The sequence below is a fragment of the Cobetia sp. MMG027 genome (assembly GCF_027947415.1).
Taxonomy (GTDB): Bacteria; Pseudomonadota; Gammaproteobacteria; order Pseudomonadales; family Halomonadaceae; genus Cobetia; species Cobetia marina.
In genome coordinates this window covers 204324-218253 of the sequence record NZ_JAQJIO010000001.1, presented here as the reverse complement: position 1 = coordinate 218253, position 13930 = coordinate 204324, and the positions used below count along the sequence as shown (strand labels likewise).

The 13930-nt window shown below is 64.1% G+C and carries 10 protein-coding genes; 8 read left to right on the top strand and 2 right to left on the bottom strand.

Annotated elements, in window-relative coordinates; translation table 11 throughout:
- The first annotated feature begins 41 nt into the window (after window positions 1-41).
- A complete protein-coding gene (locus PJK54_RS00925) occupies window positions 42-1112 on the top strand; it encodes a Bug family tripartite tricarboxylate transporter substrate binding protein (RefSeq protein WP_271301984.1) in 1071 nt (356 codons plus the stop codon).
- Window positions 1113-1162: 50 nt separating this feature from the next.
- Here the strand turns inward: PJK54_RS00925 and PJK54_RS00920 are convergent, their stop codons facing one another.
- Entirely contained in the window at window positions 1163-2818 is a 1656-nt protein-coding gene (locus PJK54_RS00920) for an MFS transporter (RefSeq protein WP_271301983.1), read from the bottom strand.
- A gap of 392 nt (window positions 2819-3210) precedes the next feature.
- Between PJK54_RS00920 and PJK54_RS00915 the strand changes: the two genes are divergently transcribed.
- From PJK54_RS00915 to PJK54_RS00905, 3 genes are read left to right on the top strand one after another with little or no spacing between them, the layout of a single operon-like run.
- Complete coding sequence (locus PJK54_RS00915; protein WP_084209024.1) at window positions 3211-4197, top strand: Bug family tripartite tricarboxylate transporter substrate binding protein; 987 nt, start codon at window positions 3211-3213, stop codon at window positions 4195-4197.
- Window positions 4197-4634 carry a tripartite tricarboxylate transporter TctB family protein gene (locus PJK54_RS00910; protein WP_077372626.1) on the top strand — a complete coding sequence of 146 codons (438 nt, stop codon included), beginning with the start codon at window positions 4197-4199 and terminating at the stop codon, window positions 4632-4634. The genes PJK54_RS00915 and PJK54_RS00910 overlap by 1 nt, the downstream gene beginning before the upstream one ends.
- The gene (locus tag PJK54_RS00905) at window positions 4634-6154 is read left to right on the top strand and encodes a tripartite tricarboxylate transporter permease (RefSeq protein WP_077372623.1); all 1521 of its coding nucleotides are present in this window, start codon (window positions 4634-4636) and stop codon (window positions 6152-6154) included. Before PJK54_RS00910 ends, PJK54_RS00905 begins: the two co-directional genes overlap by 1 nt.
- 91 nt (window positions 6155-6245) lie before the next feature.
- Here the strand turns inward: PJK54_RS00905 and PJK54_RS00900 are convergent, their stop codons facing one another.
- Entirely contained in the window at window positions 6246-6914 is a 669-nt protein-coding gene (locus PJK54_RS00900; protein WP_170877353.1) for a helix-turn-helix domain-containing protein, read from the bottom strand.
- A 178-nt stretch (window positions 6915-7092) separates the two neighbouring features.
- On the opposite strand from PJK54_RS00900, the gene PJK54_RS00895 reads away from it, so the two are divergent.
- The 4 genes from PJK54_RS00895 (at window position 7093) to putP (ending at window position 13867) form a co-directional block, all read left to right on the top strand.
- Window positions 7093-7458, top strand: a complete 366-nt coding sequence (locus PJK54_RS00895) for a hypothetical protein (protein ID WP_077372617.1) — start codon at window positions 7093-7095, stop codon at window positions 7456-7458.
- Window positions 7458-8216 (top strand): AraC family transcriptional regulator, encoded by a 759-nt coding sequence (locus PJK54_RS00890; protein ID WP_077372614.1) that lies wholly within the window; start codon window positions 7458-7460, stop codon window positions 8214-8216. The genes PJK54_RS00895 and PJK54_RS00890 overlap by 1 nt, the downstream gene beginning before the upstream one ends.
- 408 nt (window positions 8217-8624) lie before the next feature.
- On the top strand, window positions 8625-11915 hold the full coding sequence (gene putA, locus PJK54_RS00885) for a bifunctional proline dehydrogenase/L-glutamate gamma-semialdehyde dehydrogenase PutA (RefSeq protein WP_442870662.1): 3291 nt from the start codon (window positions 8625-8627) through the stop codon (window positions 11913-11915).
- 470 nt (window positions 11916-12385) lie between these two features.
- Window positions 12386-13867: a sodium/proline symporter PutP gene (putP, locus tag PJK54_RS00880; RefSeq protein WP_077372611.1), complete on the top strand. Its 1482-nt coding sequence runs from the start codon at window positions 12386-12388 to the stop codon at window positions 13865-13867.
- Window positions 13868-13930 lie beyond the last annotated feature (63 nt).

Genomic DNA, 13930 nt, shown 5'->3' with positions numbered 1-13930 from the left:
AACCATAACGATCGACGCTGAACACCCAAGGACACCCTGCCATGTACGCCACCTTGCCTGCCCGCCGCACCTTGCTGCGCCGCCTGCATTCTCGCCTTGCTGCGCCTCATCGTGCCGGCGCCCTGCCCGCTGCCCTGCTGCTGAGTCTTGGCCTGATGACACCATTGAGCGCCTCCGCCGAGGAAAGCGCGGCCGATGACGTTGCCCCCAGGGGCAAGACTGAATGTATCGCCCCCGCCAAGCCCGGTGGCGGCTGGGACTTCACCTGTCGCAGCGTGGCACGCCTTCTCGATGAGCAGAATCTGATTCCCGCCGGCATGCAGACACTGAATGTGCCCGGTGCCAGCGGGGGTGTCGCCTTCGCGCACGTGAAGTCAAAACGCCATGACGATGAGCAGGTCATCGTGGCGGCCTCCAGCGCCACCACCACTCGCCTGGGGCAGCACGCCTATCAGGACGGCAAGGTGGACGACGTGCGCTGGCTGGTGACGCTGGGCGCGGATTACGGCGTGATCGCGGTGGCCGCAGATTCCCCCTACCAGACCCTGGGCGACCTGATGAGCGCCATGCAGGCAGACCCCAAATCAATCCGCTTTGCCGGGGGAGATGTCGCGGGCGGCTTTGACCACCTCAAGGTACTGATGGCCGCGCGCGAGGCGGGAATCGAGAATCTGCGCGCCCTGCCCTATCTGGCCTATGACTCCGGCTCCGTGGCCATCACCCAGGTCATGGGCGGCCACCTGGAAGCCTTCACCGGCGACATGACCGAGGCCCGCGGCTTCGTCGAATCCGGCCATCTGCGCCTGCTGGCCGTGTTCAGCGAAGAGCGCCTGCCCGGCCAGTACGGCGACATTCCCACCGCACGCGAACAGGGCATCGACGTGGTGGCCCCCAACTGGCGGGGCTTCTATCTGCCGGGTGGCGTCTCCGATGCCGCCTTTGCCTGGTGGGAGCAGACCCTCAACCGCATGGCGGATACGCCCGAGTGGCAACAGGTGATGCAGGACAACGGCCTGATGCCCTTCCACAAGTCCGGCAAGGCGCTGGAGACCTTCATCACCCGCCAGGTGAGCGATGTGGAGCAACTGTCGCGTGAGCTGGGCCTGCTGTGACGGCCTGTCGTCGCAGATAAGCGTGAGACGCGCCCCTCACTGAGCGGACCTCAAGGCGTGGACGGCGGCCACTGGGCCTTGAGCGCGTCGTGAGACGTAGATGTCTGCCACGCCGGCTCGTCTGATCCCCCCGCTGCGGCGGAGTCTGTCCTATCTGACTTCGCGGCGGCGGGGGTTTTTCTGCCGTCTCTCTGATCAATAATGCTCTGCTCAATACCGCTCTGATCAATAATGCTCTGCTCAATACCGCTCTGATCAATAATGCTCTGCTCAATAACGCTCTGATCAATGGCGCTCTGATCAATGGCGCTCTGATCAGCAGCGCCCTGAATGTCCACTGGCGTCTCATTGGCCGCAAAGGCCTCATCGAGTGCCTCTTCCAGCGCCTCCTCGAAGGTTTCCTCCAGTTCATGTTCGAAGGCCTCTTCCTGTGCGGCCGCTTCAGCTGCCGCTAGCGCTTCCTGCTCGTCCTCGGCATGTTCATGCGCCCACTCCACCGCCACTTCCACCGCCATCGGTGACGCCGTCGGCAGGATATTCAGATAGCTGTCGGTGTCCTCCAGCGGCACCCTCGCCTTCTGGGTGACCTGATAGAGCGCATATAGCGAGATGGCCACGAAGGTGACGGCCAGCACCAGCCAGAAGGCATGGGGGTCGAGCATCTCCATCGCGCCCCCTGCCGCCAGCGGCCCGAGGATGGCACCGAGTCCGAAGGAAAAGACCAGCCCGCCCGAGGCGCCCGGCATCTCCTCGGCAGACAGCGAGTCATTGGTGAAGGCCAGCAGCAGGGCATATAGCGGCGTGGTCACCCCGCCGGCGAGGAACGCGGCGGCGATCAACGGCCACAGGGCATCTTCCGCCATCCAGCCCAGTGCGCAGGACGCTGCACCGGCGGCGGCCAGAATCCCGATCAGCACTCGGCGATCCATGCGGTCCGACAACCAGCCGATGGGGGTCTGCAATACCAGCGCGCCGGCGAACAGCGTGGCGATGAACAGCGCGATCTGAGCCCCCGAGAGGCCGATCTGGGTGCCGAATACCGCGCCCATCCCCGACTGGGTGGCGTAGACGCTACCGAGCAGAAAGATGCCGATGGCCCCCAGCGGCGAGGCCCGGAACAGCTGACCGAATGACATGGCCCGCGAGACTTCCACCACGGGCGCCACGACCGCCGACAACAGGATGGGGCCGAAGGAGACCGACACGAGAATGGAGGCGCAGATGAACAGCACGGAAGTCGCGGCATCTCCCAGCGTCAGCAGACCCTGGGCCCCGATGATGCCCAGGGTCTGCGCCATCATGTAGGCCGAGAGCACCTTGCCACGGGTCTCGTTGCTGGCCGCCGCGTTCAGCCAGCTTTCCGCCGTCACATAGATGCCGGACATGCAGAAGCCGATCAACATGCGCAGCAGGGTCCAGGCCCAGGGCTCGGTGAGCAGTGGCAAGGCGATCAGTGCCGCCGAGATGAAACTGCCCAGCGCGGCGAACACCCGCACATGTCCGACCCGCTGGATCAGCACCGGGGTATAACGTGCCCCGGAGAGAAACCCCACGAAGTATCCCGAGGTGACGATCGCCAGCTCCGCCGAGGAGAAGCCCTCGATGGCGCCACGCAGGCCGATCAGCGTGAAGTGCATGCCGTTGCCGAGCATGATCAGCACGATCCCCAGCAACAACGCCCACACTCCCCCCAGTACCTTGACCATGACGCCTCCTGTTCCTTGCCCCTCGCTCGTCGTCAGGCGATGGCGGGCTTCGGCTACACGCTAGCCCTCGCCAGCCGGCGCTGCAGTTGCTGCAACGCCGCATGAGGTCTCATTCACGACATGCCATGCCGTCATGACCGATAGCAGGACAACGTCGAAGCCCCTTCGATGCACCGTCCTGGTGCAGGGAGGCGTCTTTCGACCAAGGTCGGTGCGACGAATGGTGATCTTGCGAGGCAGGGCCGAGGGGACTAATTTCACCATACAGAATAAAGTTCTGCCTTACAGAACTGTAAGGTTGCTGACAGGAAACCGGGAGACGAAGCCCGCCACTGTCCTGCCAGCGCAAAGAGTGCATACCAACAACAAGCTCAACGACATCAGAGGTCGCCATGACACGCCATCTGTCTCTCAAACTCCTGACCGCCGCGGTGGTCACCGCCATGTCCGCCCAGGCCCTCGCCTTCGAGCCCAAGGGCAAGGTCGACTGCATCGCACCGGCAGACCCGGGCGGCGGCTGGGATTTCACCTGCCGCAGCGTCGGCAAGCTGCTGTCTGATCTCGAATACGTGCCAGGCAACGTCCAGACCATCAACATGGCCGGTGCCGGTGGTGGCGTCGCCTTCGCCCATACCGTCTCCAAGCGCGCCGGTGATGAGCAGCTGCTGGTGGCCGCGTCCACCGCGACCACCACGCGTCTGGCTCAGGGTCAGTTCCCGGGCATGAATCAGGATCAGGTCAACTGGATCGGCGCACTGGGCGCGGATTACGGCGCCATCGCCGTCTCCAAGGACTCGCCCTACAACACCTTGAGCGAGGTGATGGAGGCGCTGAAGAAAGACCCGAAATCCGTCAAGTTCGCCGGCGGCAGTGCGGCAGGCGGCTGGGATCACCTCAAGGTACTGATCGCCGCCCAGGCAGCCGGTGTCGAGAACCTGCCCAAGGTCTCCTACCTGTCCTACAACAACGGCGGTGAGGCGATTACCCAGGTCGTCGGCGGCCACGTGCAGGCCTTCACCGGTGACATCTCCGAGATCCAGGGCTTCATGGAGTCCGGTGATCTGAAGGTACTGGCCGTGCTTTCCGAAGAGCGCCTGCCGGGCAAGCTGGCTGACGTCCCCACCGCACGCGAGCAGGGGATCGATGCCGTCGCGCCCAACTGGCGTGGCTTCTACATGCCGGCCGACATCAGCGATGACGCCGAGCAGTACTGGACCACGACATTGGACAACGTCTACACCAGCGATGAATGGAAGGACGTGATGACCAAGAGCGGCCTGATGCCGTTCCACAAATCGGGTGCCGAGTTTGATGCCTTCGTGAAGGCGCAGATCAAGGACATCCAGACGCTCTCCAAGGACATTGGGCTGATTCGCTGATGAATGACCGCATCTTTGGTCTGCTGATGCTCACCCTGGCCGTCGCGTACGGCTGGGGTGCCCAGCAGTTCCCCGAACCCTTCGGTGGGGCCGAGTCCATCGGTCCTGAAACCTTCCCTACCGTGCTGTCCATCGTGCTGGGCCTGAGCAGTCTGTACCTGATCCTGCGGCCTGACCCTGACCAGCACTGGCCGTGGAGCCGCACCGGCGCCGAGATGGTGCTGGCGATCGTGATCCTGTGCCTCTACACCGCGCTGCTGGAGCCGCTGGGCTTCATCGTCACGACCACCGCTGCGGTCGGCACCCTGTGCTGGCGCATGGGGGCCACGCCGCTCAAGGCCTATGCCACGGGGCTGGTCGGCGGCATCGTCGTCTTCGCCCTGTTCAACTTCGTGCTTGAGCTACCACTGCCGCTGGGCATTCTGGAGGTGGCGTAATGGAAAGTCTTGGCTTCTTGATGCAGGGCTTCGGCATCGCCCTGCAGCCAGAAAATCTGATGTTTGCCGTGCTGGGTGCCTTCCTCGGCACCTTGATCGGCGCCCTGCCGGGTCTGGGCCCGGCCAATGGCGTGGCCATTCTGATTCCGCTGGCCTTCACCCTGGGCCTGAGCCCGGAGACGTCGCTGATCCTGCTGACCTCGGTCTACGCCGGTGCCATGTACGGCGGGCGCATCTCCTCGATCCTGCTCAACATCCCGGGCGATGAGCCGGCGATGATGACCTGTCTCGATGGCTATCCGATGGCCCAGAAGGGCAAGGCCGCCGAAGCGATGGCCATCTCGGCGATCGCCTCCTTCATCGGCAGCCTGATCGCTACCATCGGCCTGATCGTGATGGCACCGTGGCTGGCCAGCTTCGCGCTGACCTTCGGCCCGGCGGAGTACTTCGCGCTGTTCGTGCTGGCCTTCGCCACCCTGGGTGGCATCACCGGCAAGAACCCGGTCAAGACCCTGATGGCGGCGGCCATCGGCCTGATGATCGCCACCGTCGGCATCGATGCCTCCACCGGCACCCAGCGCTACACCTACGACATTCTCGAGCTGTATGAAGGCATCGACTTCATCATCGCCATCGTCGGTCTGTTCGCCATCTCGGAACTGCTGTTCTTCATCGAGCAGCACGCCGGGGAAGGCAAGGCGATGATCGCGATGAACAAGATGACCCTGAAGCTCAAGGACATCGTGGCCATCCTGCCGACCGCCTTCCGTGGCGGGGTGCTGGGCTTCATTTCCGGCGTGCTGCCGGGCGCCGGGGCCTCGCTGGGCAGCTTCATCAGCTACACCCTGGAAAAGAAGATCATCGGCAAGAAAGGTCACTTCGGTGAAGGGGACCCGCGTGGGGTCGCCGCGCCGGAAGCCGGCAACAACGGGGCGGCCTCCGGTGCCCTGGTGCCGATGCTGACACTGGGCGTGCCCGGTTCCGGTACCACTGCGGTACTGCTGGCGATGCTGATCTCGCTCAACATCACCCCGGGACCGCTGATGTTCTCCCAGCACGGTGACATCGTGTGGGGCGTGATCGCGGCACTGCTGATCGGCAACGTCATCCTGCTGCTGATGAACATTCCGATGGTCGGCATCTTCGTCAAGCTGCTGTCCGTGCCGCCCAAGTACCTGCTGCCGGTGGTGACGATGGTCGCCTTCGTCGGCATCTACTCCATCAGCCACTCCGCCTTCGACCTGTACTTCATGGTCGCCTTCGGGGTCGCCGGCTACTTCCTGCGCAAGCTGGACATCCCGCTGGTACCGGTCATCCTGGGCATGCTGCTGGGCCCGGAAATGGAGAAGAACCTGCGCCACGCCATGCAGCTGTCCGACGGCGACTGGACCATCCTGATCGGCAGCCCGCTGGCCGTGACCCTGTGGTGCATCGCCATCGCCGGCCTGCTGCTGCCGGTGATCGTCGGCCCCATCCTGCGTCGCCGCATGGGGGCCGCCAAGGCCGCCACCGACGCCTGAGGCAAGCGCTTCCTGCAAAGGGAAGACGGCCAACCACACGACGCCCCCGCCGGTTACCCGGCGGGGGCGTCGTGTCATCCAGCCCCCCTCCTCACCTGGCGCTCTGCTGCCACTCCTGCATCAGCTGCCGTGCCTGACCGGGCGTCAAGCGAGCCGATGGTCCGCTGAGCATGATGACTTCCGCCGGGGCCAAGCCCTCATCGTGATGCGGGGCGACGCTCACGGCCAGGGCTGCCACCGTCAGCCCCGCAGCCTCACCGACCTCGATCTCGCCACTGTCGATGCAGTGATGCAGCAAGGCGGATAGCGCCTCCTCGATCCATTCCCCCTCCTCCAGCTGATGGCGCAGCGGCGCCTCACTGACGCGAACATAGCGACAGATCGCCTGACGGGGGCGGGTCAGTCCCTCGACGGGACGCGCCTGCGCAGCCGGGCCATGCTCGACCAGCAGCAGGCTGGCCGTCTCACCACTGGCCGCATGCAGGCGTGCCAGCCAGCCACGCTGCAGGGTCTCGCGGGCATCGAGTCCGGGTGCCAGCTCGGCGAAGCGCCCAAGCGCCGCGCCGATGGCATAGATTCCATGGCTGTCACGCGTCACGTAGCCGAAATGCTCGAGCGAGCCCATCAGACGCAGAATCGTGCTCTTGTAGAAACCGCTGGCCTGGGCCAGCTCGTTGAGCGTCAGACGAGGCGTATCGGGGGTGAAGGCTTCCAGCAGGGTCAAGGCACGCTCGACCGCTTCCACGCGTTGATTGGCCATGATTCGGCATTCCCCTTGGATGGACGGGTCACTCATGACCCTGCGGATGTCGCGAGAATCATGCCATATCGTTCTGCCAGACAGAACATCACCCGACACGCCGGACTGACGATGGCGCCGGACAGGCGTGGTAGAATGCCCCATCATTCCCTCGGCTCTGCCCGCACAAGGTTCGCTCATGACCATCTTCATCATTACCTTCGTGGTCTGCCTGATCGTCAGCGTCGGCACTGTCGCTCTGCTCATGATGTCGCGCACACCGCGATTCCGTACCGATTTCAGTGATATCGCCCGCGTGCTGGATCAGGCGGTCAGCGGCGAGATCAACGAGAACGAGTGGCATAGCGTGATCGGCTACCCGATTCGTCATGATGAATATCTGGAAAGCCTGCGCCGCCGCTGTCAGGGCATCTTCGACAAGCACGCCAGACCCTGGCAACTGGCGCAGGGCGGCGCGTTGTTCTCCCGCGAGGGGCGTGAGGAACTCAACGTCCTGCTGGGACACCTGCGCGCCCGCACGGGCGTGGCGGAGACCCGCGCCTGATGGTCAACAGCGAGATGCGCCTGATCCCGCTTTCCAACCTGCGGGAGCACCATGATCACAGCTACCACCAGCTGGTGATCGGGCTGGATGGGCTGGCCGAATTCGAGATCGAGGGCCAGGGCGGCGAGATTCGCCCCCTGACCGGCTGTATCGTGCCGGCAGACCACGTGCACTATTACGCGGGCATCGGCGAGAATCGCCAGTTGATTCTGGACCTGCCGGATGACGCGCCCTATCTGACCGGTCAGCATCGTGACCTGAAGCGTCTGTTCGAGCGCCCGCGCTTCTTCACGCTGGATACCCGGCTGCGCGGCTATCTGGAATTCATGCTCGCCGAGGTCAATGATTATCAGCAGGCCCCCGGCGACCTGCTGGCTGCCACCTTCCTCGCCTGTCTCAACTCGCGTATCGCCGAGCCGATGAGCGCCCTGAACGGCACCGGCCGCCAGCTGGATCTGGTCGCCCTGAACCGCTTCATCGATGCCAACCTGCATCGCCGACTGAGCGTGGCGGATCTGGCACGTCAGTCCCACCTGTCCGAACAGCATTTCAGTGAGCGCTTTCGCGTGTTGACGGGGCTTTCGCCCTATCAGTACCTGCTGCGCCGCCGCCTGGACGAAGCGCGCCATCTGCTGGACAGCAGCGACCTCTCCCTGTCGCAGATTGCCGAGCGCTGCGGCTTCGCGAATCAGAGCGCACTCTCGCACGCCTTCCGCAAGCACCTCGGTTTCCCGCCTTCCGCACTGCGCAAGTCCTGAACGCCCCCACCCAGCGTCTCCCGATCGCAAGCTCTGACCACAAGCGCTGAGCGCCAGCGCTGATCACAAGCCCTGAACGCAAGCCCCGGCCAGGGGCGCTGTCCTTAGAGCGTGACCGGCAGGGATCTGACACAGGACACTCCGACCTTGGTCTAACAAGTTCACAGCAATTGACGTCATGCTTTTCGACGAAGGTCGCAGATAGCGGCAGGTTTCACGCCACGCCCGTGGATTTGACACGCGAAGCCGAGAAATTGGAAAGACCCGCCCCCCTGCACCACCCTACATTCTCCGGTATCCAACAAGACGTGCCGATGTCCCGCCCGGATGCGCCTCGCATCACCTTCGCGCATCGTGCCCGGCAATCCTATCTGGCGTAATGCCACCCAGCAGCAGGGGGTTTGCTCAATGACCACCGTCACTCCGGCCGTTCCGGCCACTACCCAGCCGTCCGATTCCCTCAAGGAAACGCCGCGTACCGCTTGCCCGCTGGGCGAGACGGTGCTGCGTGCCGACGAGATTCTGGCGCCGAATACCTGGCAACGCGATCCGAGCAAGCTGTTCTCACGGGTCAGCGACCACTATCTGGTCGACGAAGATGGTTTCGTGGCTGAGCTGGTCAAGCTGCTGGACGTCAACGATGCCGACATCAAGCGTGTCGGTGACAAGGCCGCGGAGCTTGTCCGCGAGATTCGCACCATGGACACCGCCGTCGATTCCATCGACGAGCTGCTGCAGCAATACAGCCTCGACACCCAGGAAGGCGTGCTGCTGATGTGCCTGGCCGAGGCGCTGCTGCGCATTCCGGACAAGGACACCGCCGATGCGCTGATCGAGGACAAGCTGGGCGTGGCCGACTGGAAATCCCACCTCGGCCAGAGCGAGTCCTGGTTCGTCAATGCCTCCACCTGGGGCCTTCTGATGACCGGCAACGTCATCAAGATGGATCTGCCCAAGAATGACGGCAAGCCGGCGACCTTCATCAATCGCATGGTCAACCGCATGGGCGAGCCGGTCATCCGTCGCGCCATGTATCAGGCCATGAAGATCATGGGCAAGCAGTTCGTGCTGGGCCGTGACATCAAGGAAGCGCTCAAGCGCTCCCAGCCGCAGTTCGAGAAGGGCTACACCTACTCCTACGACATGCTCGGCGAAGCCGCCTGCACGCGTGCCGATGCCAAGGGCTACTTCGATGACTACGCGCGCGCCATTCGCACCGTGGGCGAGACCTCTCGCAAGCTGAAGGCCGCGACGCCGTCACCGTCGGTCTCCATCAAGCTGTCCGCCCTGCACCCGCGTTATGAATTCGGCCGTCGCGAGCAGATTCTGGAAGAGCTGGTCGCCAGCGTGCGCGAACTGGTCAGCATCGCGCGCGAGCTGGAAGTCGCCATCACCATCGATGCCGAAGAGGTCGATCGCCTCGAGCTGTCGCTGGAAGTCTTCCGCGCCGTCTACGAGAGCGACACCTGCCGCGGCTGGGGCAAGTTCGGTCTGGTGGTGCAGGCCTACTCCACCCGCGCTCTGCCGACGCTTCAGTATCTGAACCGCATCGCCGACCTGCAGGGTGACGAGATCCCGCTGCGCCTGGTCAAGGGCGCCTACTGGGACAGCGAAATCAAGGAATCCCAGGAGCTGGGGGTCGACGGTTATCCGGTCTTCACTCGCAAGGCCTCCACCGATGTCAGCTATCTGGCCTGCGTGCGCTTCCTGCTGTCCGAGAACACCCGTGGCCGCATCTATCCGCAGTTCGCGACCCACAACGCTCACACCATCAGCACCATTCTGGACGTGGCCAACTCAGGCGAGACGCGCCAGTTCGAATTCCAGCGTCTGCACGGCATGGGCGAGGCGCTGTACGACGCCGCCCTCAAGCGCGCTCCCGAAGGGACCTGGTGCCGTATCTATGCGCCGGTCGGTGCCCACAAGGACCTGCTCCCCTACCTGGTGCGTCGCCTGCTGGAGAACGGCGCCAACTCCTCGTTCGTCCACCAGCTGGTCGACCCGCGCGTGCCGGTCGAGAGCCTGTGCGTCCACCCGGTCACCACGCTCTCCCAGTTCAAGAGCTACCACAATCCGCGTATCGCCCTGCCGCCGCATATCTATGGCGAGGGCCGTCGCAACTCACGCGGCATCAATCTGAACATCAACAGCCAGTACCAGCCGCTGATGGACGAGATGGCCAGGTTCATGGACAGCACCTACGACGTACGTCCGCAGCTGGCCTTCGATGTCGATGCCAATGCCGAACGCCGTCAGGTCGTGACCTGCCCGTTCGATCGCCGCGTCACCGTGGGCCACGTGCAGTGGACCAGCGCCGATGAAGCCTCCCGCGCCATCGACGCCGCCTGGGCCGCCTTCCCGCGCTGGGAGATGACCCCGGTCGAGGAGCGTGCTGCCATCCTCGAGCGCTTTGGCGATCTGATGGAAGCCCATACCGCGGAGCTGATGACCCTGTGCTCCCGCGAGGGCGGCAAGCTTCTGACCGATGGCATCGCCGAGATTCGCGAAGCCGTCGACTTCTGCCGCTACTACGCCAACCGTGCGCGTGCCGACTTCGGTGCCCCCACCGTCCTGCGTGGCCCGACCGGCGAGCACAACGAGATCCTGCTGGGCGGCAAGGGCGTGTTCGCCTGCATCAGCCCCTGGAACTTCCCGGTCGCGATCTTCTGCGGTCAGATGGTCGCCGCGGCCGTCACCGGCAACACCGTGGTCGCCAAACCGGCCGAGCAGACCTCGCTGGTCGCGCACCGTGTCGTCGAGCTGCTGCGTGAAGCCGGCATGCCGCGGGATGTCGTGCAGCTGCTGCCGGGCGATGGCCCGACCGTGGGCAGCGTGCTCTCCAGCGACCCGCGCATCACCGGCGTCTGCTTCACTGGCTCCACCCAGACGGCCCAGATCATCAACCGCTCTCTGGCGGCTCGTGAGAATGCCCCGCTGCCGAGTCTGATCGCCGAGACCGGTGGCCTCAACGCCATGATCGTCGACTCCACCGCCCTGCCGGAGCAGGTCGTCAATGACGTGGTGCAGTCCGCCTTCCAGAGCGCCGGGCAGCGCTGTTCCGCCCTGCGTGTGCTCTACGTCCAGGAAGATGTCGCCGAGCGCGTCATCAGCCTGCTCAAGGGCGCGATGGATGAGCTGAAGATCGGCGATCCGCGCGATCTGGGCACTGATGTCGGCCCGGTCATCGATGAAGAGGCACGCGCCGGTCTGCTCAAGCACATCGAGGAATATCGTGCCCAGGGCCGCGTGGTGGCGGAAGCCCGCATGGACCCGGCGCACACCGCCGAAGGCACCTTCGTCGCGCCGATCGCGCTGCGCATCGACGGCATCGACAGCCTGGAAAGCGAGCAGTTCGGGCCGATCCTGCACATCGCCACCTGGAAAGGCGGCGATATCGACAAGGTCATCGATACCATCAATGGCCTGGGCTATGGCCTGACCTTCGGTGTGCATTCCCGAAACGAAAGTTTTGCTAATGCAGTTGCACAGAAAATTCGTGTTGGTAATGTCTACGTCAACAGGAATATCATCGGCGCAGTGGTGGGTGTACAGCCGTTTGGTGGTCAGGGCTTCTCCGGTACCGGTCCGAAAGCCGGCGGCCCCCACTACCTGCACCGTTTCGCCACCGAGAAGACCCGTACCATCAACACCACGGCACTCGGCGGCAACGCGTCTCTTCTGGCCATGGGCGACGAATGATCGGCGCTATCGCCGGTGACGGGCTCGGCATGACGGGCCTGCACGACGAGTAGCATCGGTCCCGCCTGACAGAGGACTGCATGCCGGACGTGCATGAAGTAGTCAGGCAATGGGCATCAGGACGATGCCTGGCACACCCTCTCTGCAGCACGGGGGGTGTGCTTCGGACACCGACAGGGATGCCACTTGGCAGACAGGCCGATTGACTGGCCTGCCTGCCAGGTGCCCTGCGGTGTCCGTTGCCGTTCTCCTGCTTGATTCGACGGCGACATGCGGGGACGGAGAGGCTTCAGATGATTCGTTTATGCGCTAGTCTGAACATATACAGAATGGCACCAGCCTTTGCTGGACGGTGACATTCGGTAGGTGCTCAGGGCCATGGCGGTGATGCACCAGGCGGTGCCATCTCCTCCGGGATTATCGGAACGCTCGACGTCCGACAACAATAAATGCAAAGGATTTACTCCACGATGGTCGAAAATAGCCCCACAATTCTCATCACGTTTGCCGTCTATCTGGCGGTGATGCTTGGCATCGGCCTGCTGGCCTACAAGCGCACCTCCAACATGTCGGACTACATCCTGGGCGGCCGCTCACTGGGCCCCTGGACCTCCGCGATTTCCGCCGGCGCCTCTGACATGTCCGGCTGGCTGCTGCTGGGCCTGCCGGGTGCGGCCTACCTCAGTGGTCTGTCCGCTGCCTGGATCGGCATCGGCCTGCTGGCCGGTACCTGGCTCAACTGGCTGATCGTCGCCAAGCGCCTGCGTATCTACAGCTTCGTCGCCAGCGACTCCCTGACGCTGCCGGATTACTTCGAGAAGCGCTTCCGCGACAACTCCAAGATGCTGCGTGTCATCTCGGCCGTCTTCATCCTGCTGTTCTTCCTCTTCTACACCAGCTCCGGTCTGGTGGCGGGCGGCAAGCTGTTCGAGACCGTCTTCGGCCTCGACTACACCATCGCCGTGACCGTCGGCACCATCGCCATCGTGTCCTACACCTTCTTCGGCGGCTTCCTCGCCGTGTCGTGGACCGACCTCATCCAGGGTCTGATGATGGCCGCCGCGCTGATCGTGGTGCCCATCGTCGCGCTCACCGACATGGGTGGCGTGGCAGAAGCGAGCTCGCGCATCACCGCCGAGAACCCGCTGCTGCTGGAATGGTTCCGTGACGCCTCCACCGGTGAAGCCCTGACGCTGGTCGGCATCATCTCGTCACTGGCCTGGGGTCTGGGCTACTTCGGTCAGCCGCACATCCTGGCGCGCTTCGCGGCCATCCGCAGCGAGAAGGATGTCGGCACCGCACGCACCATCGCCGTCATCTGGTCAGCCCTGGGGCTGTTCGCCGCCATCTGCATCGGCCTGCTGGGTCTCGTCTATGTGCCGAAGGATCTGGCCGACAGCGAGAAGATCTTCATGGTCATGGTGAACTTCATCTTCCACCCGGCGGTCGCCGGCGTGCTGCTGGCCGCCATCCTGGCTGCCGTGATGTCCACCGCCGACTCCCAGCTGCTGGTGTCTTCCTCTGCGCTGGCCGATGACTTCTACAAGGCACTGTTCAAGAAGGACGCGACCCAGTCCGAGCTGGTGTGGGTCGGTCGCTTCGCCGTGATCGGCATCGCCATCATCGCGTGGGTGCTGGCACTGGACCCGAACTCCAGCGTACTGGGCCTGGTGTCCTACGCCTGGGCCGGCTTCGGCGCGGCCTTCGGTCCGGCGCTGATCATGTCGCTGTACTGGCGTCGCATGAACCGCTTCGGCGCTCTGGCCGGCATCATCGTCGGTGGCGTGACCGTGGTGGTCTGGAAGCAGCTGTCCGGCGGCATCTTCGACCTCTACGAGATCGTGCCGGGCGTCATCTTCGCCTACATCGCCATCTACGTGGTCAGCATCATGACCGCAGCGCCGAGCGATGAGATCACCGACGAATTCGAACAGGTCGAGAACCACGCCTGATCGAACTCGGCAGCATGATCTGCCGTGAGACACGACAACGCCGCCCCTCGGGGCGGCGTTGTC